The 25,720-nt window shown below is 59.3% G+C and carries 14 protein-coding genes and 1 pseudogene; 11 read left to right on the top strand and 4 right to left on the bottom strand.

All coding sequences use genetic code 11. The features are described from left to right. Positions 1–33: 33 nt before the first annotated feature. The 5 genes from ACVWY3_RS20275 to ACVWY3_RS20255 all read left to right on the top strand — a co-directional run bounded on the left by ACVWY3_RS20275 (position 34) and on the right by ACVWY3_RS20255 (position 7,281). On the top strand, positions 34–1,185 hold the full coding sequence (locus ACVWY3_RS20275) for a glycosyltransferase (RefSeq protein ID WP_456840061.1): 1,152 nt from the start codon (positions 34–36) through the stop codon (positions 1,183–1,185). A gap of 66 nt (positions 1,186–1,251) precedes the next feature. Next, positions 1,252–3,228 carry an asparagine synthase (glutamine-hydrolyzing) gene (asnB, locus tag ACVWY3_RS20270; protein ID WP_456840060.1) on the top strand — a complete coding sequence of 659 codons (1,977 nt, stop codon included), beginning with the start codon at positions 1,252–1,254 and terminating at the stop codon, positions 3,226–3,228. A 575-nt stretch (positions 3,229–3,803) separates the two neighbouring features. Further along, positions 3,804–4,967 (top strand): FAD-dependent oxidoreductase, encoded by a 1,164-nt coding sequence (locus ACVWY3_RS20265; protein WP_456840059.1) that lies wholly within the window; start codon positions 3,804–3,806, stop codon positions 4,965–4,967. Beyond that, positions 4,964–6,139 (top strand): carboxylate--amine ligase, encoded by a 1,176-nt coding sequence (locus ACVWY3_RS20260; RefSeq protein WP_456840058.1) that lies wholly within the window; start codon positions 4,964–4,966, stop codon positions 6,137–6,139. The genes ACVWY3_RS20265 and ACVWY3_RS20260 overlap by 4 nt, the downstream gene beginning before the upstream one ends. 173 nt (positions 6,140–6,312) lie before the next feature. Further along, positions 6,313–7,281, top strand: a complete 969-nt coding sequence (locus tag ACVWY3_RS20255; RefSeq protein WP_456840057.1) for a glycosyltransferase — start codon at positions 6,313–6,315, stop codon at positions 7,279–7,281. Between the two features lie 119 nt (positions 7,282–7,400). On the opposite strand, the gene ACVWY3_RS20250 is transcribed toward ACVWY3_RS20255, so the two are convergent. Continuing rightward, complete coding sequence (locus ACVWY3_RS20250) at positions 7,401–7,544, bottom strand: hypothetical protein (RefSeq protein ID WP_456840056.1); 144 nt, start codon at positions 7,542–7,544, stop codon at positions 7,401–7,403. 32 nt (positions 7,545–7,576) lie between these two features. Here ACVWY3_RS20250 and asnB (ACVWY3_RS20245) point away from each other — a divergent pair, with 32 nt between their 5' ends. After that, positions 7,577–9,484, top strand: coding sequence for an asparagine synthase (glutamine-hydrolyzing) (gene asnB / locus ACVWY3_RS20245; RefSeq protein WP_456840055.1), 1,908 nt, complete (start codon positions 7,577–7,579; stop codon positions 9,482–9,484). 291 nt (positions 9,485–9,775) lie between these two features. On the opposite strand, the gene ACVWY3_RS20240 is transcribed toward asnB (ACVWY3_RS20245), so the two are convergent. Continuing rightward, positions 9,776–11,920 carry a hypothetical protein gene (locus ACVWY3_RS20240; RefSeq protein ID WP_456840054.1) on the bottom strand — a complete coding sequence of 715 codons (2,145 nt, stop codon included), beginning with the start codon at positions 11,918–11,920 and terminating at the stop codon, positions 9,776–9,778. Between the two features lie 838 nt (positions 11,921–12,758). Here ACVWY3_RS20240 and ACVWY3_RS20235 point away from each other — a divergent pair. From ACVWY3_RS20235 to ACVWY3_RS20220, 4 genes are all read left to right on the top strand, one after another. After that, the gene (locus tag ACVWY3_RS20235; protein WP_456840053.1) at positions 12,759–14,717 is read left to right on the top strand and encodes a hypothetical protein; all 1,959 of its coding nucleotides are present in this window, start codon (positions 12,759–12,761) and stop codon (positions 14,715–14,717) included. Positions 14,718–15,385: 668 nt separating this feature from the next. After that, on the top strand, positions 15,386–18,142 hold the full coding sequence (locus ACVWY3_RS20230; protein WP_456840052.1) for a type I secretion system permease/ATPase: 2,757 nt from the start codon (positions 15,386–15,388) through the stop codon (positions 18,140–18,142). After that, on the top strand, positions 18,129–19,556 hold the full coding sequence (locus ACVWY3_RS20225; protein ID WP_456840051.1) for an HlyD family type I secretion periplasmic adaptor subunit: 1,428 nt from the start codon (positions 18,129–18,131) through the stop codon (positions 19,554–19,556). Before ACVWY3_RS20230 ends, ACVWY3_RS20225 begins: the two co-directional genes overlap by 14 nt. A 557-nt stretch (positions 19,557–20,113) precedes the next feature. Continuing rightward, positions 20,114–20,350 carry an NAD-dependent epimerase/dehydratase family protein gene (locus ACVWY3_RS20220; protein ID WP_456840050.1) on the top strand — a complete coding sequence of 79 codons (237 nt, stop codon included), beginning with the start codon at positions 20,114–20,116 and terminating at the stop codon, positions 20,348–20,350. On the opposite strand, the gene ACVWY3_RS20215 is transcribed toward ACVWY3_RS20220, so the two are convergent. Both ACVWY3_RS20215 and ACVWY3_RS20210 read right to left on the bottom strand, forming a co-directional pair. Continuing rightward, complete coding sequence (locus tag ACVWY3_RS20215) at positions 20,253–20,576, bottom strand: NAD-dependent epimerase/dehydratase family protein (RefSeq protein WP_456840049.1); 324 nt, start codon at positions 20,574–20,576, stop codon at positions 20,253–20,255. The genes ACVWY3_RS20220 and ACVWY3_RS20215 overlap by 98 nt on opposite strands. Before the next feature lie 453 nt (positions 20,577–21,029). Beyond that, positions 21,030–21,256 (bottom strand): annotated as a pseudogene (locus ACVWY3_RS20210) (IS5/IS1182 family transposase); the annotation flags it as partial. A gap of 835 nt (positions 21,257–22,091) precedes the next feature. Between ACVWY3_RS20210 and ACVWY3_RS20205 the strand changes: the two are divergent. After that, entirely contained in the window at positions 22,092–23,111 is a 1,020-nt protein-coding gene (locus ACVWY3_RS20205) for a glycosyltransferase family 2 protein (RefSeq protein ID WP_456840048.1), read from the top strand. Positions 23,112–25,720 lie beyond the last annotated feature (2,609 nt).

The raw sequence follows: 25,720 nt of genomic DNA, 5'->3' as shown, positions 1-25,720 counted from the left end.
CCAGGGCTATGGGCATAACGGTCGGGTGATGGAATGCTGAATTCGTCAAGGTCCGCGATCAGGATACTGCATATAACCGACACGTTGGCCTCCGGGGGAAAGGAGCGGCAACTGGTCGAATTGTTGCGCGGGTTCAGCAAACTAGATGGGTTCACTAATGAATTGGTCGTTCTTTCAGACGTCATCCACTATGACGAGGTCAAGTCACTGGGAATAAAAATACACATCCTCAAAAGAAGCCGACGATGGGATTTTCGTATTCTCGAAAAGTTATATCGCCTGGCGAGGCAATACCGACCGAATATAATATATTCGTGGGAGTCGATGTGCTCGGTGTATGCGTCACCAATTGCGTTGATATCTAGATCGGCTTTGATCAACGGGATGATACAAAACGCTCCGCTCTTTGTGAACTTGAAAGACCGCGGGTACCGGCGTTTGCTTCTGACAACTCCATTTTCAAGTGTAATATTGGCGAATTCATTGGCGGGACTCAGAGCTTTTCGAGTACATGGCAAAAAAGGTGTTTGTATACATAACGGTTTTAATTTCGATCGAATAGATAATCTTCCGGACGTCAACCAGGTCAAGCGTTCGTTGGACATAAGGACAAAACACGTAGTCGGGATGGTCGGAAGATTCCATCGAGAGAGAGACTATAGTACGTTCTTCAAAGCGGCGAAATTGCTGTGCAGTGAGCGGAAGGACATCACGTTCGTTGCTGTGGGCGAAGGACCGGATCTGGAAAGGTTCAGGGTGCCTTTAGAGAGTGACTCTCACGAGAATATACGCATTCTGGGAGTCAGAAAACGGGTCGAAGAAATCGTAAAAACGTTTTCTGTCGGAGTCTTGTTGGCGGACTCAAGATACCACGGGGAGGGAATAGCGAATGTAATTATGGAGTACATGGCGCTGGAAAAGCCGGTCATCGCCACGAATGCGGGGGGCAATCGCGAAATCGTCAAGGACGGAGAGAATGGATTCCTAATACCCTCCGGAGATGAAAATGCGCTGGCGTGGCGGATAAGGGAAATTGTCGACCGTCCTGATATTGGAAGCGCGTTCGGTCGTGCAGGACGGGCGCTCATCGAGCAGGAGTTCGGGATTGAGCGAATGGTGCAGAAGCACGTTGAGCTGTTTCGGCGATTGGCTAGCGGGAATAGGGCGCTTTCCTTTGAAGTGTGATTGCGAGGTGGGGCCTCAGATTGGTCGAACGATCATATTAGGATACTGCTGAGAGGATTGGTCGCTATGTGCGGGATTGCAGGTTTGATTGACCCTAGTCTCGCTGCGCAGCCGGAGGCCTTGCGACGTTCGGCGCGCGACATGGCGAATGCGATTGCGCATCGCGGGCCAGACGGTGAGGGGGTGTGGATTGATGCAGCGATTGGCATCGCGATTTCACACCGCCGACTTGCCATAATTGATCTAAGTGAGGCCGGAGCGCAGCCCATGATGTCGGCAGATGGGCGGTGGGTCGTGAGTTACAATGGCGAAATATATAATGCGGAAGAAATTCGTCGGGAGCCGAGCGTTGCCTGCGTGAATTGGCGAGGTCATTCGGACACCGAGGTTCTGATCGAGTCCGTTGCAAGTAAAGGAATAACGGCGGCTATAAGGTCGCTCAACGGCATGTACGCGATGGCACTTTGGGATCGCCGAGAGCGGGTGCTGCATCTCGTACGTGATCGACTTGGAATTAAACCGCTATTTTTTACCTTGCATGGAGGAAAGATCGCGTTTGGCTCGGAGATAAAGGCCTTGCTGAGACTGGGATTTGTGCCAAGGAAAATAGATACGGCAGCAGTAAGCAGTTATCTCAAATTTGGTTATGTTCCGGCACCAGGTGCAATATTAGGCGGCATCGAGAAGGTGATGCCTGGTGAGATCGTATCGATTGGCGTCAATGGGCGTATTTCCCGGTCGCGGTATTGGCGCTTGGAAGATGCCGTCGCACAAGGCTTCGAAGCGCCGCTGGAAGTTGGTGACCGAGAGGCAATAGAGACATTTTCGTCGTTGCTCGCCGATGCAGTCAGCAAGCAAATGATTTCCGATGTGCCGCTTGGCGCTTTTTTGTCAGGAGGCATCGATTCCTCTTCAATTGCGGCTTTAATGATGGCAGCTGGGAAAGGGCCCGTCCGTACATTTTCGATTGGATTTCCCGACCTAGGGTTTGACGAGTCGGCGTACGCCGCCCGCGTTGCTCGTCACATAGGGAGTGTACATTCGGAATTGGTCATTACCGCTGCTGATGCGCTTGCGACGGTACCTCTGATCCCTGAAATGTATGACGAGCCATTGGCAGATGCTTCGCAAATACCGACTTTTCTTGTGTCGAAGCTGACGCGAAGTCACGTCACCGTAGCACTATCCGGCGATGGCGGCGATGAACTGTTCGCCGGATATGATAGGTACAAAATTTTGACGTGGTTCTCGCGGTACGCTGGCCTGATACCTATTCGATTTCGAGAGGGCGCCGGTGCCGTTTTGGGCGCTGTGCCACCCCCCATCTTAAATCGTTTATCGCACCTCCTTCGTGGCGGCAGGATTCCGCCACGACTTGGAGACAAGGTGCGAAATCTATCTTGTGTGCTGTCGTTGGATCCGGATGGGTTTTACACTCGGCTCGTCAGTCTGGTCCCAGATGTGGGACTTCACATGGCTGATCGGAAAAATCCCCCTGGGCTGGGAGGGGCGCCACCAGGACTTGGGGTTTTGGACCGCGCTCGTTTTGTCGACACAGTTACCTACCTTCCGGACGATATACTGCAGAAGGTCGATCGGGCGTCGATGGCAGTAGCCTTGGAGGCGCGTCCGCCACTCCTGGACCATAGGATAGTCGAATTTGCGTGGCGCCTTCCTCCACGGTTTTTGGTGCGGAACGGAGAGACGAAGTGGCTGCTGCGACGGGTCCTCGACCGTTACGTTCCTCGCCATCTGGTCGAACGGCCGAAAATGGGCTTCGGCGTCCCGATAGGCGAATGGCTTAGAGTACCGTTACGCGATTGGGCCGAGGATCTGCTTGCGCCTGCCAGATACGGCGGTGGGATCCTCGACGTAAAACCGGCGCAAGAGATTTGGCGGAAACATATCTCGGGAGAAAAGGATTATGGGTACCAGCTATGGACCCTTCTTTCCTTCGAGGCGTGGCGAAGACAATGGGCCGAGCAAATGCGACGGCAGCCGGCGCATGCCAGTAATGCGATGAGAATTCCTGCCGGGCGCTGAGGGAGAACGCAGGATGGTGAGGAGCGTCTGCCAACGACCTGTTCCGAGTCCGCAGAGACGGCTCCGGAGCCTTCGTGCGCCAGCAGGAAGAGGAGCTGCGCGGGTTCGGCCACACGGTCGACGTCATCAATATTCTCGGGGCCAGTCCAAGCGCATTACGTTACCGTCTTCCACCCGGTCCGGGCATGCTGTTCAGAAGAGAAGGCGGAGGCCGAGATCGCAGGATCAAGGTCAGATCTTCAAACCAGGCGCGGAGACGAGGTGTATTGCGCTGGCCTATCCAGAGGGCGACTATTCCGAACGCAAGCTACATTTGGGGAGAGGGCGAGGAGAAATCAAAGCTGTCCTCGATGCATCAAGGAGAAGAGTGCATGACACAAAGGCACATTGCTGACGGGACAGTGCGCCTCATGCCCTTAATCTTCGGCAGGAGCGGACCGCAGGCGTCGAGCGGGCGACCTTGAATTGAGCCGAGTCGATGAGCGTAGCCTCAAAGAGCATTGCAGCGCAGACGAACGCCATGATCGTGGGAGGCGGCCTTGGCGCTTAGGCAGCCTGGCTCGGCAAGGTGCATCATGAGTCAAATTGACGTTGCGATCATTGGGGCCGGGCCGTACGGCCTTGCATCGACGCTAGCCCTTCGACGTGCCGGGTTTTCCGTAAAGGTGTTTGGCGATCCTTTGCTGTTCTGGAGGTCGCAAACTCCCAAGGGCATGTTGCTCCGGTCTCCGTACGAGGGGAGCAGCATCGGTGACTGGAAAGGTCCCCTGACGCTCGAGGCATTCGACGCTGGTCGCGTCCACCCTGTCAGCCGACCTGTCACCGCTGACGAGTTCATCGAGTACGGGCTTTGGTTCCAGCAGAAGGCGGTTTCAGACCTGGACCGCCGAGAGATCCGTTCCGTCGAGCGGGCTGGCGCTGGTTTCCGGTTGGTGGCTCAGGATGGTGAAGAGTTCGAGGCGGCGAGGGTCGTCGTGGCGGCGGGAGTTGGAGCACTCGCCTGGAGGCCGCCCCAGTTCGATTCTCTCAACCCTTCGCTCGTTTCACACAGCTTGGACCACGACGACCTCGGGAAGTTCGCCGGACAGCGGGTGACGGTGGTGGGCCGTGGTCAGAGCGCGCTCGAGTCAGCCGCCTTGCTGCACGAGGCGGGATCTGAGGTGGACGTCCTCGTGCGTGCGCCCCTCGTCAGGTGGCTTCACAAGCGTCCATGGTTGCACGAGCAGTGGCCGGTCAAGCAGATGTTATACGCCCCGCCTGATGTCGGTCCCGCCGGCGTGAGCCACCTCGTCGCGCATCCACGCGCATTCTGCGCCCTACCTCGTCGCGTGCAGGACCGGCTGGGGCCGCGCGTCATTCGCGCAGCGGGAGCGAATTGGCTCATCCCCCGCCTCACCGATGTCCCTATCCGGCTCAACACGGAGGTGCGCGATGCCTGCAGCATGGGCGAGCGCGTACGGCTTGTCCTCAACGATGGCACGGAGAGCACCGTGGATCACGTGCTCCTGGCCACCGGCTACCAGGTCGACCTATCGCGCTACTCATTCCTGTCTCCATCAGTGCTCGCGGGCATCAACACTGTCGCAGGATGGCCCCGCCTGTCGCGTGGCTTCGAGACGTCCGTCCCTGGCCTCCACATCGTGGGCGCCCCTGCGGCGTGGAGTCATGGCCCGCTCCTGCGGTTCGTTGCCGGCAGCGGATACGCATCGAGAACACTCGTAAAAGGCCTGCAACGGTGACCGGCGCGCTGGTCATCGGCGGCGACTACCGCGGGCTCGGCGTCGTGCGGAGCCTCGGCCGCCATGGCATCCCCGTCTGGGTTGCTGCAGAGCGGTTCTCGCTGGCGCGGGCGTCGCGGTACGCAACAGGACGGACGGTGTGGCCAGCGGCACTGGAGGAGCAGCTTACCTGCCTCATAGACCTTGCTGACCGGCATGGGCTCCACGGCTGGGTGCTGTTCCCGAGCGGGGAAGAGACAGCATCCCTGGTCGCGCGGCACGCGGAGAAGCTTGCACAGTGCTACAAGCTTACGACGTCTCCGTGGGAGTTGCATCGATTCGCAGCCGACAAGCGACTGACATATGGCCGTGCAGAAGCACTCGGGATCGGCTGCGCTGCCACCCACTATCCGTCCACACTCGAGGAGTTGGAGCAGCTTGAGCTCTCGTACCCGGTGATTCTCAAGCCCGCGCGCAAACCGATCGCCTCGGCATTCACCGACGCAAAGGCATGGAGGGCCGACAACCGACAGCAGCTACTCGATCTCTACCGAGCGGCCAGTACGCAGATCGATCCTGACCTCATCATGGTCCAGGAGCTGTTGCCCGGTGGCGGAGAGACGCGCTTGTCGTTCGCGGCTCTTGTAAGCGATGGACGCCCTCTTGCGTTCGTCGCCGCCCGACGCATGCGCCAATTTCCAGCCGACTTCGGAAGGGCCAGCACCTTCGTTGAAACGATCGAGGACCTCGACGTCGTTGCGGCGGCCGAGATTCTGCTTCGGAACCTGCGACTCTCCGGGCCGGTCGAGGTCGAGTTCCAGCGTGACCCGCGGGACGGCCGGTTGAAGCTGCTCGATGTCAATCCTCGGATCTGGGGATGGCATTCTCTCGGTCGTGCCGCAGGCGTGGACTTCCCCTACCTCGCCTGGCTGCTCGCCATGGGGAAGCCTGTCCCCGAGGGGCGGGGCAAGCCCGGGTGCCGATGGGTTCGGCTGTCGACGGACGTGCCCACGTCGGTCGCCGAGATAGCCGCCGGTCGGCTGGCGCTCAGGCCGTACTTGCGATCGCTGAAGCCGCACGTTGAGGGCCCCATCGCTGCATGGGACGATCCGCTCCCGATCGCCGCGGAGCTGTGGCTCATCGCCAGCAGGCTTGCGGGACTAGCGCTCGGAGGCAAAGGAGAGGTCGCGTGAGGCTCCGCCGATCGTGCAGCGCGGCGTCGCGTTTGCATCGTTCGGCAGATTGACGTCTACGAGACGATGATCTCTTCCGGTTGACGAGATCGCAGCACAACTGCGATGGTGGAAAAGTTTATCGAGGTTTAGAGCGTATCGCCATTTCCGGAGGCCAAAAGGAGCAAGCCGCGATGAGGGTTCTGCATGTTACGGGCGCATACCCTACTGAACAGAATCCGTCTGAGGGCGTTTTCATCTGCACTCAGGTGCAGTCGCTGGCGAGGCTTGGGCTTGATGTTGACGTTTGCCGGCTCAAAGGCACTGGCGTTGGCAAATATATCATGGGCATTGCTGAGATACGGAAGGCTGCGCGTTCGAGGCAGTACGATATCGTTCATGCGCATTATATGTACTCAGGCTGGACTGCCAGATTCGCTACTATCCTGCCGCTCGTTGTGTCTTTTATGGGCAACGACGTATATGGAGGTTGCAACGAGTGGGGACAATATTCATTCCCTAATCGAGTGTTGCACGGACTATTCTCCCGTTTGTTGTCGTACGCGACAGCTCACAATATTGCGAAGAGTGCCGGCCTTGCAAAATATCTTCGCGCCAAAACAACGTCCATTATCCCCAATGGGGTGGATCTTGATATCTTTTATCCCAGAGCAATCGCTAAGCGCGAAGTAGGTTTAAAGGAAGACGAGCAGCACGTCCTATTTGCCGGCAGGCCCTCAGCAGGGGGTTATAAGAGATATCCGCTCGCCGAAGCTGCTTTTGAGTTGGTTCGAAGATCCAATCCATCTGCCCAATTGGTCACACTCGATAAGAGACCTCAACAAGAAGTAGCACGATTCCTGAACGCCGTCGATTGTTTGCTCCTTACGTCTGCTCATGAGGGGTCTCCGAACATTGTCAAAGAAGCTCTTGCCTGCAATCTACCGATTGTTTCCGTCGATGTTGGCGACGTGGCCGCGCGAATTAAAGAGTTCGAAGGATGTTACATCGTACCTGACGAACCGGCCTTTATCGCGGAAGCTGTAGCGAAGGTACTGGCTCGTGGAAAGCGTCTTTCCGGCGGGTATGCCGCGGTCGATGAGCTTTCGCTCGCAAAGGTCGCAAGGCGAATACAATCCGTGTACGAGCAGGTTCTGTCGTGAAGCAGGGCGCGCGGATGACGATGAACAGCACACCATCGCCAACGAACACTTCAACGCCGATGGTCACGCCGGCGCCAGCATTGAAGAAACAATTTGGGAAGCCCTCTATATGAAAGGTATTAACGAAGATCTTCGCGCATCGATCCGGTGAAGCTTTCAATGACCCACAAGTTCTCCTCCGAAATGGCGCCCAGCCCGATCCACGCACCGTGGGGCCAGTCGGAGATGTCCGAGCGCTTGACCTGCGGCTGCGCGACGAGCAAGCGCTTCGAACTCCAACTGAAAGGATTCCACCATGTGCGGGATCTGCGGGCAGTTTAACTTCGGCAGCGGTGCGCCCGTCAGCGCTTGCACCATCGAAGCGATGATGGGCACGATCATCCACCGCGGCCCCGACGACGCTGGCCAGCATTTGGACGGGAATCTCGGCCTGGGTTTCCGCCGGCTGGCGATCATCGATCTGTCACCCGCCGGCCACCAACCGATGTCTGACCAAGCCCAGACGGTGTGGGTGGTCTTCAACGGGGAGATCTATAACTATCAGCAGCTCCGGCAGGAGTTGCTGGGGCACGGCCACGTGTTTCGTTCGAGCTGCGACACTGAGGTGATTGTGCACGGCTATAAACAGTGGGGAGACGCCGTGCTGAACCGCTTCAACGGCATGTTCGGCCTCGCCATCTGGGACGTGAAAAAGCGCCGGCTGCTGCTGGCGCGCGATCCGATGGGCATCAAGCCGGTCTACTGCGCAATCCACAACGGATCGCTCGCTTTTGGTTCGGAGATCAGGTCCGTCTGCGTTGCTCTCGGCGAGGCGCCGGGCGTTGATCCCGAAGCCGTCGCTCTTTTTCTGCGCTATCGCTACGCGCCCGCCCCGCGCACGATGTTCAAGGGGATCCAGAAGCTCGCCGCGGGTGAAAAACTCGTCGTCGAAAAGGGCCAGGTGCACGTCTCGCGCTACTACCAGTTCGTCCCGGAGCCATTCGCCCCGCAGCCCCGCCCGGAGGAGGCGACGGAGAAATTGATCGAACTCTACAAGGCGGCGATGAAGCGGCATCTCATCAGCGACGTTCCGCTCGGACTGCTGCTCAGCGGCGGCCTGGATTCGGGCCTGTTGCTCGCGCTGATGAGCTTGTATGGACGCGACTGGCACACCTTCAGCGTCGGGTACGGATCGTCGTTCGTCGATGATGAGCTCGAGGATGCCGCCAAGACGGCCCGGACCTACGGCGCCAGGCATAGCGCGGTTCATCTCACCCGGGAAACGTTTGAAGACATTCTGCCCCGCATCGTGGACGTCCTCGAGGAACCGGTTGCCTCGTCATCGATCGTGCCCATGTACTTCGTCTGCCAGCGGGCTCGTGAAAACGTGAAGGTGGCGCTCATCGGCCAGGGGCCCGATGAGCTGTTCGGCGGATACACCCGACACCTTGGCGTGCACTATGGCGCCGCCTGGCGCGCGCTGCCCGGCTGGTTGCGGACACCGAGTGCGGCACTCGCGCGCGCCCTCCCGCGGAACGATACGATCAAGCGTGGCCTTTACTCGCTGCACGAGCCCGACCGGCTTCGTCGTTTCCAGCAGGTATTCTCCCTGGTTTCGGACAACGCGATGCAGGGGCTTTTTCGCCCCGAGCTGATCGCTGACGGGGAAGCCACCGTGGCCGCCCGCTGCTGGGAGGAATACCGGCCGGCCCTCGAAAAGCTGGACGACCTGAACGCCTTTCAGTTGCTCGAGCTGCGCTCGTCGCTGCCGGACGAGTTGCTTATGTATGGCGACAAGCTGTCCATGGCGCACGCTCTCGAGGTTCGCGTACCCTATCTCGATCGCGAAGTGGTCGAGCACGTCCAGCAGTTGGGCGCGTCCTTCAAGGTGCGTCATGGCGTTCGCAAGTGGCTTCATCGCGAAGTGAGCAAGCGGCTGTTGCCGTCCGAAATCATCCATCGCGAGAAGCGCGGATTTGCGGTGAATGTGGTCGATGGGTGGTTCCGCCAATCCCTCGACGGACTGATGCAGCAATACCTGGCCGATCCGCAGTCACGGGTCTACCGGTTCCTGGAGCCGGTTGTGGTGCAGTCCATGCTGAGGGACCACGCGGCAGGCCGGGCCGACCACCACAAGATATTATTTAGTATCGTTGTGCTGGAGCAATGGCTCCGCGGCGTCCATCTGATGCGGCGAACGCGACCTACACATGCGGTACATTAATGGATTGGATGCCTTGCCCGCGAACGCCGTGACCCACCGCCAGCTACACCACGTTGAAGCACGATCTTCAGAAATTCTACAGATAGCTATTTCTAATTTCTAAGATTTCAGAGGAGTTTTAGTGATGCGGTTTGAAGAATCCGAGAGTTTTTGGGTGACATACCGTTTATTAGTCCCGAGCGCGGACATGTTACTCTATGAACACATTCGACGAAGTATGCCTCAACACGTTCTGGAACTAGGCGTCGGTCATGGCGTCAGTGGCTGTTATAAATGAGCCGACAAAGTCAATCACCGCGGTGTCGGGCTTGGGGCTGCATCAGTTGGTACACCGTAGAAGACGCCCCGTCCGTCGGTCCCGATGTACACACGGCCCCAAACCTGCCGGTCGCCCGCGATGGACCCAGCTCCCATCACGAGATCGCTCATCTGGTGCTGGGCGTCGTTGATGAGAACCCAACTGGTGCCCAGGTTGTCGGACCGAAATATCCCCTTCGTGTTTTCTACTGTGCCGTAGAGGAAGACAGTGGGGACTTTCGACCCGATCGGGGGTGCTCCGAAACTGAACATGAAGGCGGTGTCGACATTGGCAACTTTGGCGAAGGTCTCACCTGCATTCGACGAACGATAAAGGCCCGACGCACCGTTGCTGATCCAAACCTCCCCGTTCAATCCTGGGGCGGCCTCTACGACCTGCTGTCGCCAGCCCAACGACGGAATGGTTGAGATGCTCTCGAATGTCGCCCCACCATCGGTCGAGCGGTAGAAATGCTCGCTGTTGTAGTCGTACAGGTAGAACTTGCTCCCATCTATGCGGTCCGCGGCCAGTGGCTTGTTCTTGCTCCAGTAGTCGGCTCCTTCCACGGCACCCGATGGCGCTCCAATCGACTGCGTCCATGAGGCGCCCAAGTCCGTCGAGTAGTAGGGAATGCTTCCTTTCGGCAGCCACACGATCCGCCGTGACGTGGCCGAAACCGCCACTCTGCCGTCGAAGTTTCTGTTTGGGTTGGATGAAAAGGCCGTGAAGGTCTGCGCATTGTCGATGGAGTAGCCACCAGCCGGCGAGGTGTCTCCAGGATGTCCCACCCGCACGACGAAGTTTGGATCAGCCTCTTCGAAGTCGATTCCGGTGGAGTTGCCGAAGGGCGTGTATCCCATCTCGTTTGGTGGTGGCGTGGTGAGAGAGGCGTTTCGAAACCCTATATGGTCAGCCACACCGGAGAGCAGTGGAGCGCCCCGGGGCGGGGACTTGACGTCGAAGACGACCATCTCTTCCAGCCCATTTACGTAGCTCTGCCAAATCTGGCGCTTCGCGGTGATGTCGTCAGTGCGCCACACCCCGCCGGTGTCCGTGAACCAGACCCGCTTCGGATCGGCCGGATCAATTAACATCGCCGACGGCCCATCGGCGAACTCGCTGTTGGGCAGCCACGGAACCGAAGAAGTGGCGCTCACGTTCCAAAAGGTCCAAGTGGCGCCGCCATTTGTGGAGCGGTACCAGCCATATCTGTTCTCCATCGTCACCACGACGTTCGGATCGGTGGGGTCAACGCTGATGGCCGAAAAGTTACGCCTGTGCTGAGGCGGCGAGATGTCGGTCCAGACGCCGCCGGAAAATTTGGCGACGCCGTCGTCATGGGTCACGTAGAGGGCTCCATCAGAGGCGATGGCTTCACGGTGAGGGTCAACTGGGCTGCCGGCCATGACGGCCCACGAGAGCCCTGCGTCCATGCTTCGGTAGACTCCGTGGCCACGTACAGCGGCATAGATCGTTGAAGAGGGCGACCCCGCCCTGCCTGTCGTACCGTCGATGGCCACGAAGGTGATCCCGACCCCCGCCGTGCCTTTGGGAAGACTCTCGACCCGCTGCCAACTTGCTGCGGCGTTTGTGCTCTTCCATAAGCCGTCGTTGCGTGAACCAAAGTAAAGGATGTTGCCGTCGTTCGGATCTACAATCAGGCGCTCCCCGTTGAGCGCGCCGGGGAAATCGTTGCCGTTCATTGCGACGTTCAGATTAGTGCGCTCCCATGTCTTGCCTTGATCCGTAGACTTAAGCACATCCCACGGACCGCCGCGCCACCAATTGTACATCCCGGCAGCAAAGTAGACGTTGTTGGGGTTCGATGGATCGATCGCGATGCTTTCTCCGCCGAACAGATTCTCTTCCGCGAGTGGGAGCCAGTCGAGCAACGGAATCCACCGCTGGTTGGCAGCATCCCACCGGTAGCATCCACCGACATCGGTGCGGATGTAGAGCAAGTTGGGCGCGGATGGATGTGCGACGATCCCGGTGACGTACCCACCGCCGCCCCACTTCACGTTTGTCCAGATGTATGGCTCGCTTCTGACAACGGCTGCATGCCCGGCAGCGAAGCTCAAAGTGGCCAGTAGCATTCCTAGATGCGCTCGATGAATGAACCATGCGCTCCAGGCCATGAGAGATCCTCACGATCCGTTATCCTGTAGCTCTATCCTGTAGCATCATCAAAACCGCGAACCGCTTCGACGTATTCCGGCATATGCTGTCAGACTTGGGATTCACGATCCAGCCGAATATGAAGGTGCTGGACTTCGCAGCCGCAGCGTGCGGACAACATGCGCACGATCGGCGGATTTGCGTGCTAGCCCCGGCGATGGCCGGCAATGTGCCCGCCAATCACTGCGCCGTCGTCTCAAGGCCTCCTCGCCAACGCGGAGACTGATGTGCTCGCCTACACGTGTCGCCGCAGTAATGAAGTACCTCTTTCAGGTCGGCGAATCTGACGGATTTCGCGGGAAATAGTGTCGTGTCCAGGGAAATATCAGGGCTGCATACATGTGCATAATTTCACAGTTTGAAATTTTTTTCGCCATTTTTGCTTACTACCCAACCGACCAGCAGTGGGGGGCAACCTTCCAAATCCTACTGCTTTGAAATCCGCTCGCGGCCTCGCGCTGCGAAGCGTTGGAATCCGCTCGCGGCACGTGTCGCGAGCATGTGGTATGTCGCGTCTTTGCGATACGCGGCAGTGGAATTCCCTTGTCAACGCAACCCCAGAACGAAAGAATGGGCATGTCGTTCAATCTGTCATCTACTCCGTTTTCCTCGACCTCGCTTTGGAACCAACAGGTCCCGACCGGAGCAACATATACGTCGCTTAACTGGGACTCCTCGACCGGATGGAACTACGGCGTGACCTGGTCCCAAACCGGGTTTCCAGTCTACGTCGCCTCGTCGTCGGACCCGGTCGTGCAGGTGTCTGTTCCCGCCAGTTGGGGATGGCCGGGAGGGACCGTGAGCGTCCATGTTCCGGCCGGGGCGACCGGCGCGGTCGGCTCGGGCGGCGACGCCCCGATCATCGTCGTCGACGGCGACACTGTCTACAATTTCTGGCGATTCAGCCGCACGAGCGACACGACCGCGACGGCCCAGTCGTATGGCGAGGCGAGCGTATCCACGGGCACCGGCTGGGGCACCCTTCAGACACCCACTGCGGCAAACAATTGGCAGTCCTCGCTTGGCGCAGGAGTCGGTGCAGCCGGCAATAGCGAACTTGGCGGTCTCCTGGTTCAGGCGCAGACGGACACGGGCACGATCGATCATGCCCTGCAGCTCGCCGTCGCCGGCACGCAATTGAAGCCAGGATATGTCTCCCCCGCCATTGCCACCGACGGCACCAGTTCCGGCGGCATCGTGCAGGAAGGCCAGCTTTTGGCTATTCCGAAGGGAACGCCGATGCCCTCCGGCCTTTCGCCGCTTGGCCAGGAGGTGTTCCGCGCCCTCCAGCAATACGGCGCCTACGTCACTGAGATGGGAGGCGATCAGACCGTCCTTCGCGCCCAACAGAACGCCTATGATGCGACGACGATAAGCGCCCTAAATACGGATTTGAATAAGCTGCTTCCAATGCTCAACGCCGTGAGCGGGGGCTCGCCCACGACGACCCCGACAACCCCGACCACCCCCATCAACGTCGCGCCGACGGTGACCCAGGCCTCCGCTTTGCCGGGGACGGGAGTCGAGCATGTCGGCGATACCATCACAATGACGCTCGGCTTCAGCGAGGCCGTGACCGTCACCGGCACGCCTACGTTGTCGCTCAATGATGGTGCTAAAGCCACCTATGTGAGCGGCACCGGGACGAACGCGCTCACCTTCAAGACGACTGTCGCGTCGACCGACACGAATACTTCGGCACTCGCCATCACCGGAGTCAATCTCCCGAGCGGATCGAGCATCAAGGATGCCGGCGGTCTCGCCGCGGATCTCTCGGGTGCGGTGAAGACATTCGCCGGACTCCAGATCTCGACGGCATCGCCCACGACCCCGACTACCCCGACCCCATCCGTGACCACGCCGGTCCTTTCGGTGGCGCATAACTCGCTCTGGGTGGCCGGGAGAGGCGGCACGGTCGACCTGGGAACAACGGTGACAACGACTGACACCAATGATCAGGTCACCTTGAACATCAAGGGGCTGCCGAGGTACGAGACGATCACCGACAACCTCGATGGCCAAACGTTTAGGGGCAGCGACATCACCTTGACCTCCGCGCAGGTCGACAGTGGATTGACGTTGACATCGAACTACCGGGGCGGAGGTCAACCGGTCGCAAACCTCACGCTGACCGCGCGCGCAAAGGACCCGATCACCGGCGCTGTGACGTCAGCGGCGCCGCAGACCATCACCGTGACGGATCCCCGGCCTGCGACGGCTGCGACCACAACGTCGCAGCAGACCTCGACCGTGACGACCCCTCAGCCTACGAGCGTCACGACCGCAACGTCGCCGCAGACCACCCCTGTGACGGATCCTTCGCCTTCGACCGGGACGAACACAGGATGGTGGGGCGAGCATCGCGACTTGATCTCCGGCGGTGGAACGACCACGCCGCCGGATGGCCAGGGCTATGCATCGTGGGGCCAACATCGCGGCTCGATCGCTAGCGATGGGACGCCTGCAACCGGCACGAGCACGTGGCTGGCAGGCCAGGGGTCTGCTCTGCTTAGCGAGATTAGGGACCTGATCGCCAACAGAGGCGTTGCAACCTCTGCATCGCCGATCACCGTGACGGATACTCCGCACGCGACCGGCACGACCACGGCTTCCCTGGCTAGCCAGAGCTTTGCACTCCTGAACCAGTATCTGGCGGGTAGCACCGGTCGGGTCGAGCCCGGTCAGATCGTGGCCGCCGTCTCGAATGGAAACGCCTGGGCACAGGGCTCTTCGTTCCTCACCAAACCTCAACATTGATCCACTGCCGCACCCAAGCGCTCGGCGCCTGGGTGCGGCATCATCAATTTTGAAGATGCAAAAGGAACGAACGCGGCCGGCAAGCCAAAGGTATCGATCGTCACCGTGCGCGTTCGTCTCGACTGGCTCCGCCGCTCGCGATCTTTCCGAAACTCCGACGATGACGTAACAGAAGAATCGAGCGTGTGTTTTCCGATTGATCGGGCATGTGCCGGTGTTTTCCGATTGATCGGGCATGTGCCGGCGCAAAAATAGATGAGTATAGGGCAAGTGCGGCGCTACATACGTGAGTATATAAACCATATCTCGAAAGTTTTTTCGCCATTTTTTCTTGTTAGCTAACCGGTTCAGCAGTTGGGGGCCAGCCTTCAAAGTCCGACTGCTCTATCTCCTCGCGGTTCGAGGCTGCAATGCTTTGAAATCTGCTCGCGGTTCCTAGGCTGCGAGCGTGCGGTGTGTTGCGCGTCTTCGCGACGCGCGGCGGTGGAACTCTTCCATCGTGGCGGTGTCGAATGGCTTAGCTGGCGTGAAGAACCATTCCTGACTAGGCCGCAGCACTGATCCGCTTCGGCAGCGAGGCGCCCGGTGCTTGGGTGCGGCACCACCAGTTTTGGAAATGTATGAGGAACATCGAAAGCGGTCGATAGCCGCGACGGAATGAGTAAAAAATGGCGATCGAGAATGGAAATGCCCATGCTGCAGATCTTGGGCTTCGGGCCCTGGCTCTGTTCCTGCACTTTCATGGCGTGAGCACCGAGCCCGACCAGCTCCGCGAGCGCTGCGGGAGCGATGAGGTCGGCATTCGAGCGATGCTTCGCTGCGCGCGCGAATTTGGAGTGAATGTCCGTTCGCGCACCACGCAATGGACGCGACTTGCGAACATTCAGTTGCCCGGTATTGCATCGCTGCGTGACGGCGGATTTCTGCTTCTGGGGAAGGTCGACGATCAGGCGGCGCTTGTGCTGCACCCGGCGGCGTCGCATCCGAGGCGGATGACACGCGCGGAATTCGAAGAGATCTGGGACGGCCGTTTGATCCTGCCCGGATCACAGAGCCTCCTGGCCGGATTACAGGGCCTCGCACATCGAGCGCAGGATGCGGTTTTGGGTCGACCACATCAGGCGATTGCCGGCATGAGTGCCCACCTAGTTGACCTGCTGCGCCGCGCCAGCCACGCGTGGATGCATGTCCGCGATACCTTGATGAAGGCCCGCGACACCTTGATGCGCGGGCATTTCTCGGTTCGAAGCGATCGTGCTGACACGCCTGCGAGCGGCGATGCTCCGGCCGCGAGTCCTGAATTCGACGATGACGATAAATCCGGGATTATTGCGACGGCAATTCTGCTCCGCTGCCATGGCGTTGCGGCCGATCCAGGCCAAATCCGACATCGCATGGGCGCGCCGCGCTTCGGCCCCACCGAAATCCTGCGCTGCGCCAAGGAATTCGGGCTCAAGGCAAAGGTTCAGAGAACGAGCTGGAATCGGCTTGCTATTACGCCACTGCCGGGAATCGCGATGCTACGTGACGGCGGCTTCCTGATCCTCGGCAAGGTCGTCGAGGACACGCTCCTCGTCCAGCGCCCGCTGTCGCCCCGCCCCGAAACGATGACGCAGGCCGCACTCGAGGCCATCTGGGACGGCGAGATCATCCTAATGACGAGGCGCGCGGCGCTGACGGATCTCTCGCGGCGCTTCGATATCGGCTGGTTTGTCGGCGCGGTTCACAAGTATCGCCGTCTTCTCGGCGAAGTGCTGGTCGCGTCGTTCTTCCTCCAGATCTTTGCCCTCATCTCACCGCTGTTCTTCCAGGTGGTGATCGACAAGGTGCTCGTGCATCGAAGCATGAGCACGCTGGACGTTCTGGTGATAGGCCTTATCGTCCTGACCGTCTTCGAGACTGTACTCGAGACGCTGCGCGTCTATCTGTTCGCGCACACGACCAACCGCATTGACGTCGAGCTGGGCGCCCGGCTGTTTCGTCACCTAATGGCGTTGCCGATCGCCTATTTCCAGTCACGTCGCGTCGGCGATTCGGTCGCACGCGTCCGCGAGCTCGAGAATATCCGCCAGTTCCTGACGAGCTCGGCGCTCACGCTGGTGATCGACCTGTTTTTCACCGTCATCTTTCTTGCAGTAATGTTCTGGTACTCGACGGCGTTGTCACTGATCGTGATGGCCTCGTTCCCGTTCTACATCGGCATTTCTACTCTGGCTGCGCCGTTGTTTCGCCGGCGCCTTGATGAGAAGTTTAATCGGGGTTCCGAGAATCAGGCTTTCCTGGTCGAGAGCGTCACCGGCGTCGAGACGCTGAAGGCCATGGCGATCGAGCCGCAGATGCAGCACCGCTGGGAGGAGCAGCTTGCCGGCTATGTGGCTGCGAGCTTCCGAGTGCTTAGCCTGAACAATACGGCGAGCCAGGCGGTCCAAATGATCAACAAGCTGGTCGTCGCGGCAACCCTTTACTTCGGCGCCAGGCTCGTGATCGGCGGTGACCTGACCGTCGGGGAGCTCGTCGCGTTCAACATGCTGGCCGCGCGCGTGAGCACGCCGGTTCTGCGACTGGCGCAACTCTGGCAGGATTTCCATCAGACGCGTCTATCGATCGATCGCCTTGGTGACATTCTCAATACCCTTCCCGAGCCGAGCTTCAATCCCGGCCGCGCCGCTCTGCCGCCAATTCGCGGACAGGTCACGTTCGAGCATGTCTCGTTCCGCTATCGCCTCGACGGCCCCCAGGTGCTGCACGACGTGTCGTTCAGCGTCCGGCCCGGTCAGGTCATTGGCATCGTAGGCTCCTCCGGCTCGGGCAAGAGCACGATCACCAAGCTGATTCAGCGGCTCTATGTGCCGGAGAGCGGCCGCGTGCTGATCGACGGCACCGATCTCGCGATGGTCGATCTGGCCTGGCTTCGACGCCAGATCGGCGTTGTCCTGCAGGAGAACGTGCTATTCAACCGCTCCATTCGCGAGAACATCGCGCTGGCCGATCCGTCCATGCCCATGGAACGTGTCATCGAGGCAGCATCGCTTGCCGGCGCTCACGACTTCATCCTGGAGCTGCCCGAGGGCTATGACACCATTGTCGGCGAGCGCGGCAGCAGTCTGTCCGGCGGGCAGCGCCAGCGTGTCGCGATCGCGCGCGCGCTCATTAACGATCCGCGCATCCTGATACTCGACGAGGCCACCAGCGCGCTGGATTACGAGAGCGAACGCGCGATCCAGCAGAACATGAAACGAATTTCGGCCGGACGGACCGTGTTCGTCATCGCGCATCGGCTGTCGACCGTGCGCAATGCGAACCGGATCATCACTCTCGAGCATGGCCGCATCGTCGAGGACGGCAGCCATGATGAGCTGATTCGCACAAACGGCCGTTACGCAAACCTCCATTATCTGCAGGCTGGTGTCCATGACGTCCGCTAGCCGAAATGTCGTCCCGTTTCCGAGATCCGAACCTCGCCGCCGTGAGCACGAGATTGCATTCCTGCCGGCTGCGCTCGAAATCACCGAAACGCCTCCGTCGCCGATCGGGCGCGCGATCGCCGCGAGCATCATCGCGGTATTCTGCATCGCCCTGGTGTGGGCGGCACTCGGCAGAGTTGACATCGTCGCCACCGCGACCGGCAAGATCGTGCCGGGGGGACGTACCAAGCTGATTCAGCCGTTCGAGACGGGCGTTGTCCGTGCCATCCACGTGCGCGACGGTCAGAGCGTCAAGACCGGCGACGTCCTAATCGAGCTCGACCCGACGATCACGGAAGCCGACCAGGAGCGCCAGAAGAGCGATCTCCTTGCGGCCGAACTCGACGTCGCGCGGCTGCGCGCGGCGCTGGCGGAGGATCCGCTCGCCGCCTTCCGGCCGCCGCAGAGCGCAAGCGCCGCCGAGATCGAGATGCATCGCCAGTTCCTGATCAGCCAGCGCGCCGAGCAGAATGCCAAGCTTTCCGAGATCGAGCGCCAGCAGGGTCAGAAGGAAGCGGAATGGGCGACCACCTCGGCGAGCGTTGCGAAGTTGCAGGCGACGATTCCAGTGCTCCAAGAGCGGGTCGACATCCGCAAGGGTCTCGTCGACAAGGCTCTGGCGTCGAAGGTAGTCTATCTGTCCGAATATCAGGAACTGATCGCTATGCAGCAAGATCTCCTCCTGCAACAAAGCAGGCTGCGCGAAACCGATGCGGCTATGGCGCTTCTGAAGGAAACGAAGGACAAGACCGCCGCAGAGTATCGGCGCACGACCTATGATGCACTCGCGAAAGCCGAGCAGAGGGCTGCGAGCGCTCAGCAGGAAGTGATCAAGGCAGAGAAACGCACGAAACTCCAGCGGTTGGTCGCACCGGTCGATGGCGTCGTGCAGCAACTCACCGTTCATACGGTCGGGGGCGTGGTGACGCCCGCTCAGGCGTTGGCCGTGGTGGTTCCGAGCGAGAGCCAGCTCGAGATCGAGGCGATGCTCTCCAACCGCGACATTGGATTCGTCCATCCGGGACAGAAGGCCGAGATCAAGGTCGATACGTTCAACTTCACTCGCTACGGACTCCTTCATGGGGAAGTGCTCAGCGTGTCGACGGATGCCATCACGCGCGACAGGCAACAGGGCGGGTCCAATGACCGGGCGGCGGGCTCGGCGCAGAGCAGCAGCGAGCCGAAAGGCCAAGAACTGGAATATGCTGCGCGCATTTCACTCGACCGGTCGCACATGCAGATCGAGGACAAGCTGGTCAAGCTCAGTCCCGGCATGGCGGTGACGGTCGAGATCAAGACTGGCGCGCGCAGGATCATCAGCTACCTGCTCTCACCGCTGGCGAGATACAAGCAGGAAGCCTTGCGGGAGCGGTAGCGCCGGCCTCTTCAGGGTGGCAAGACGTCCTATCAAGACCTTGTGTCGGCGCAGTTCGAACGCAACATTGAACGCCGCGCCGAACAATAAAGCTGTCCGGCTTCGGCGGGGGAAAAGCGCTAGCTTCTCCCTCCCTGCCATTCGGCCCCGCTCGCGCGCTGTAAAACCTCGGTCAAGCTTCAATGCTTGCCGTGTTTGACTTTGTCGTGCAAGAATCAGCTCCTTGCGGGGAAGCGGAAGCGGTAAAGACTCCTGTTCTCTTGCGGTGCTCCGAGCCCGAAAGCTCGTTCAGTCCGCCACCTATTTACTACCGCGGAGACTTGCCAATCCGAGAGCCAGGCACTTGGTCGCAGCAATATTCGAAGACACGAAGCTATACTAAACGACCGGAAACGGCCGCGCACTACGAAGTCCGTTGGCGGACCATGGGAGACACCGGAGGGGATAAAGCTTCGGCGCTTGCGCTGGCTCTGGCGAGAGGCACGCACATGAGCGACTAACCCCTCTGGAGCGCGCCGACGCCTGGGCAGTTTGAGCCAATAGGGAAGGTGTCGCTGATGATCATGTTGACGGGCGGGGCCGGCTCCATGGGGTCTCACGTGTGCATCGCGTTACTGGACGCCGGGTTTGACGTCGTCACAGTCGACAATCTCTCCAACAGGAACGAAGTGTCTCACGAGTGGATCCTTAGGCGAATCAAACCTTCAGCCGATGACGTATTACGAGAACAACGTCCTGGGAACGATGCGGCTCGTGTCGGCCATGGTTCGGAATTCCCAGCGGATCTTCGATGAGCCCGCTTTCGTGCGCCCCAACCGGATTGAAGTAGCGCAGAATGCCAATCCGCCATTCGTCGTCTGAACGATAGAGATCGTTCAGCATCTCTTTGAGAAAAGCTTGGTGCGGCCGTACGGATTTACCGTCCGAGAGGATGCTTCTCGTCGAGGGCAGGTACGCAGGTGTCCCGTAGACGCTAGCGGACGAACTAAAGATGAGTTTCTTGACCTTTGCTTTCGCCAACGACTATGACATGCCGGATGGCACCGGAATTCGCGACTTCATCCATGTTGTCGATCTTGCGTCCGGGCATCTAAGTGCTTAGCGCCGACTGGAGCTGCCCGGCCTGCTCTGGTCAATCTCGGAAGGGGAGTCGCCAGCAGCGTCTTGGACGTGGTTCGAACATTCGAGGCTGTGAGCGGCAGGTCAATTCCGTATGTGTTCGGTGAACGTAGGGTCGGCGATGTTGCAATCTATTATGCCGATCCGACGCGTGCGGAAAGTGTACTGGGTTGGAAATCGACGCGGTCTTTGGCGCATATGTGTGCGGACCATTGGCGTTGGCAATTGAAGAATCCCGACGGCTATCGTGGTCTCTAGGACTCGGGGCGGCCGAGCCATTTCTAGCTCACGGCTGAGCGTCGGACCGCTGCATAGTCGTCCGTTAAGGCGAATTGAGCGGGCGGAACGACCGAACGTGCGCCATAGCTGGAGCAGGATGAGGCACAAAGAGTTCTGAGCGGCGAGGATGCGGCGGAAGTTGTGGCCGACGGCTGAGAGGATGACGTTAGGCGCATCGCCGGCGCGGACTTCCAGGTAACAGCGGCCGAGGTGACCATCCGCCTTCAGGTGTCCGATGATGGGTTCGATGGCGGAGCGGCGGCGGACTCGCGCTTGATGACACTGAAGACGCCGCGCTTGGTGCAGCGGTTGATGAAGAATTGGCGATCAAAGGCCGCTCGACAGCTCATCAGCAGCACAGAGATCATGCTATCGGTCCAAGCTTCGTCTCTTAGTATCTAATACCCGACAGGATCTTTCGCCGAATCACCGCAAGCCGCTCGCTCGCTCCGGCGCTCTGGAGGGCGCGCTACGCGAGCGGCTTGCTCCGACTCGCGGCAGCCGACCCAGAAGACGCCAGGGTGCGCTTCGGTAACATTGTCATCTGAGGCAATATGCGGGAGCAGTTCTAGATGGCGTTTGACAGCTGCGACGCGGGCTAACGAGCATGGCGGCCGAAGTGGGCAGGACGGGAGCGGTCGCGCCAGCTCCATACATCGAATGCCATATCGCCAGACTGCCCGAGCCGCTCATATGTTTAGTGTTGGGCCAGCATAATCCCAATTGGCTGGCTCCCGCGTAGTGTAACGGCCCCAACTTAGCCCCCGAGTTGGGGCCGCTTTTGCGAGACGCGAGCCGCGACTTAACAAGCTCCGCTACGCCCCGCTCTTTGCTTCACGATCTCCGAAGTGAAGAAGATCGGCGGAGACGACAGTCCCTGTCCAAGGACCGACCTTCTTGCCGCCTGTTGGTGCATCGCAATAAGCATGTGTGAAGCGTTTTCTCGTTGTGATCTGCTTCAAAACATCGCGGCCGCGCCACCGTCATGCAAATGGACGATGACGATGTGCCCCTCGGTGTCCAGCGTCCGGCCAACTCGGCTTACTCAGCGCGAGGATGGTCTACTTTGACTGCGATCAGTTTCGATCGGACGCGAGGACGATCTTGAGCAATCGCTTCTTAGTGAGGAGCTACCGAATGGACAGGTTGCAGGCCAAGCGGCGCGGCAGCTCCCAAGGCTCGGACTTCCAGCCATTCATTTCGGTCGCGATACCAACCTTCCGCCGTCCAGACATGCTGCGCCGCGCGGTCGAAAGCGTGCTGCAGCAGGACTTCTCCGATTGGGAATTGGTTATAAGCGATGACGAAGGGCCGGCGGGCGAGAGTTGGCATATTTCGTGCGAGTATGCCCACAAGGAGCCGCGCATCCGAGTTATCGAAAATCGCAGAGGCCGTGGTCAGGTCGAGAACACGAACAACGCGATGCTTACGTGTCGCGGCCCCTGGATCAAATTGTTGCATGATGACGACTGGCTAGCGCCAGGAGCGCTCACAACTTTCGCGAAGCTTGCGAGGGCTTACCCAGCCGCAGCATTTATGACCTCCACATGCCATCTCGTTCAGGACAACGGCATAAGGTACCGACGAGGAGGCGAGATTTACTGTTATTCAAGTCAGCAGTGCCTGGCGGATCTCTATTTGGCGGGGAAGACCCGGTTGCTGCGGATGGTCCCTTCCACGCTGCTGGTCAATGGCAACGTCGTCAAAGCCGGCTGCCTGATGCGAAACTACCAGTCGATAAGTTGGGGAGTGGACCAACTGTTCTTCGTTGATCTGGCCTGTCATGGCGACATGGTGGCGATAGACGATGGTCTTATCTTTTACGACATGACGGACCACGCAAGCATCACGGCTTCCGGATCGTTCTCCCAAATTGACCAGGAGACATTTGATCTCAAGCGCCTCACCTGGAGCCTTTTGGAAGATAAGAGAGCGCTTCCCGATCCTGAAACGGTCGTGCGTGCACTACGGGTTGCTCGGCTACGCGGACGGATTCGCCGCCAACCAATCGTCGCAACTATCCGCGATGCAATTCAAATCCTTCGCCCCTCGGTTCTGAGAGCTGCCAACAAGACCGTGCGAGCTTGGGCGCGCGCACCGGGGACAATCATATTCGTGCTTTCTTGCGGAAACGCTCTGGTCGGATGGTGCTCTTAGCCGAAACTCGGCATTTCATCACGGGCCACGCCGCTGGCCGTGATGGCATGGCTAACGGGGACCCCAAATAGAAGCCCCTAGCTGGTCTTTCTTCCCCCTGCGATCACGCGAAACCGGGGAGCCGCCAGCTTGTCGGGCGCGAAGCGGACCGGTGTAAGCTTAGTATCAGTCCGCTGAGCGCGCTTGCAGTTCGGGCAGACGAAGAGGTGAGCGATTATGGCGGGTGAAGTGTCTCGCACTAGTTCGGATCGAAACCAGCTCATGCTTATGTGGCAACTGAGGCAGACAGGAGCTTCGAGGTGCTCCAACGCGTCCTTTAGCCGGTTCATACTCGTCCCCTCCGCCCTGAAAGCCCTAGCAAGACAAGCTGGCGGACGCAGTATGAAATAGCACGCAGCTCAAAGCTATTCAGAGTCGTGCGCCGACCCAACAAGGTTTTCTTACGCTCGCTCTGCCTGCTCCTTTGTCAAATTAGCTGCTACGTCGGTCCCGATTATCGCTGGGCTGTCGCGCGGCGATCAGGATAGAAGGCGACTTCCTACCCAGATTGCCGCGCTACACTGGGCCCCGACGCTCTCGATCGTAAACCATCCAACCCATGCCTCCCATACGAATAAGAAACCTGTTTGTTGGTGGTAGCGCATTTTCACTCACCATCGCGCTCACTTCCTGCGAACCGATGAGTAGGCCGCGCTCATTCCTTGATTGCAATTGTCTACGTGAATCAGCTTGGGAAAAATAGGCAACGGAACTGTGCGAAAGTGAACAGAGGTGTTTCTCGCCATGTGAGTAGGCTCGCGTCTGCTTGGAGACCAAGCACAGCGGCCCCGGCCTACACCCCCAATGCCTCGCCGGCCGGCGGCCGTCTGGCGGTTTAATGCTGAACAATGCTGCTTATCATGACGCCTGGCGGCACTGGTGCATCTCGAAGTCCCGGACTGTACGAATTGCCGGTTTCGCTCGAAGTTGGTGCGAGACACTCCGGATCCGTTAATCGGCCACCTTTTTTGTTTGCCCGAACTGCGAAAGCTTTTACGAATCGGAACCAATCGGTAATGCGCGGGTTGGCGCACTGCTCCGGCCCAAGCCCCCCTGCGTCCGGAGCGTTCCACGGCCCCAGCTCGCCCGATGCTGGGGCCGTCGTTTTAGGTCCGGCGCTTGGTTTCCACGACATAGCCGTCTGGCAGGGGGAGGCCGAAGCGGCGGCCGGGAAGCACGAAGAGCCCCTCTCTCCGAATGTGCATGGCGGTCTGCGGCACCGCTGATGCGAGTCTTAACCCACTTGCCTCTGCGGGAACCTGGGCTACCGGCCTGTGTTGTTCGGCTAAGGCGAACCGGAGGTTGGGTGATGAGCACCGAGACGACGTTCGTCTGCGATTGTTGCCTACGGAAAGCGGATAATCGTATTGGTTGGGCTCATATCAGTGTCAATTGGGCCGATGAGGATTGGCAGGTCATGCCGGACGAAGTCCGCGATCTATGCGAAATTTGTTGGAGCCCACGCCAGCAATTGCTGAAACAGCAGCTTGAGCAACATGCTCGGAAGCGAGATGCATAAACACGCAGATCATAGGATTCAGATCTGCAAAAGGATTGGACGCTCAGCACATTTGTCGGACGGAATAGGGCGGTGTGGCATGTTGATGACGTCTCTAACGTCGGACCTTCGGCAACGTCTTTCTAAACTGTCCTGAGCTATTCTTGTGGCATGGACGACGATGATGTACCTGCGGGGTTTGGGACCCCTCTTCGACGGAGCTATGTTGTCATTCGGCCTGCAATGAAGCCGATTGACAGTCATCCAACTTCTCCGGCTCCTATGTCGGGTTGGTCTGATAATATGGAACCGTTCTGAAGCGCTCGTCAGGAAGACTGCCGCCGCCCCGGTTGTGTTCTTGCGTGCGGGTCCACTGGCGGCACGAGGCTTTCCTAGATTTCAGAATCTGCGGGAGGATCTTCGATCACCATAGGCGGCCGATAGCGTGCAACTTTTGTCAGTTTCTCCGAAGAGCTCCACATGAAGCGTCGTGCAGACGTAGCCTCCAAAATAAGCGTCTGATGAGCCAAACGGAGCTTCTCAATGTTTTCGAAGAGAGCGTTCCTCGGCCGGCGCAGCTTTGCGATAGCCGCCCGACTTTCGTCTCGCTGCCGGCGAGCCTCTGATATAATCGTTGCGGCGCGATCCAAGAGGTCATGTCCTTCATCCCACGCTTCGGAACGATGGGTTGCACTAGAACAAAGGAGCAAGAAGAGCGCGCGATCCGCTTTGTAACGTGCTCCCGCTCGAGTATGCTCCGAGCCTGACATAAGAAGTTGTCCCGCTGCTGCGTTGACGGCCCATTTCCAGCGGCTTCGCCCGCACTTCTTCAGCACGACGGCGAAATGTGCGAACGGCGGATATTCTCGCATGGCACGCCCCCAAGGACTGTTCAGAGAGCAGTTTATGGGACCGATCTGATCAGGCAAGGTCGACTCTTGCAGAACAATTTATCGCCCTTGTGGCATCCGTCGGCCCGGCCATAGGTGGTTCTTGCCCATTCCACTCAAGGACATCGCGGACCTTCAGAACTTTTGCAAGTCGGTTTGGCGGCACCAACGGAGCCATCCCG

Source organism: Bradyrhizobium sp. USDA 4486, assembly GCF_054057995.1.
This window is presented reverse-complemented; position numbering and strand designations above follow the sequence as displayed.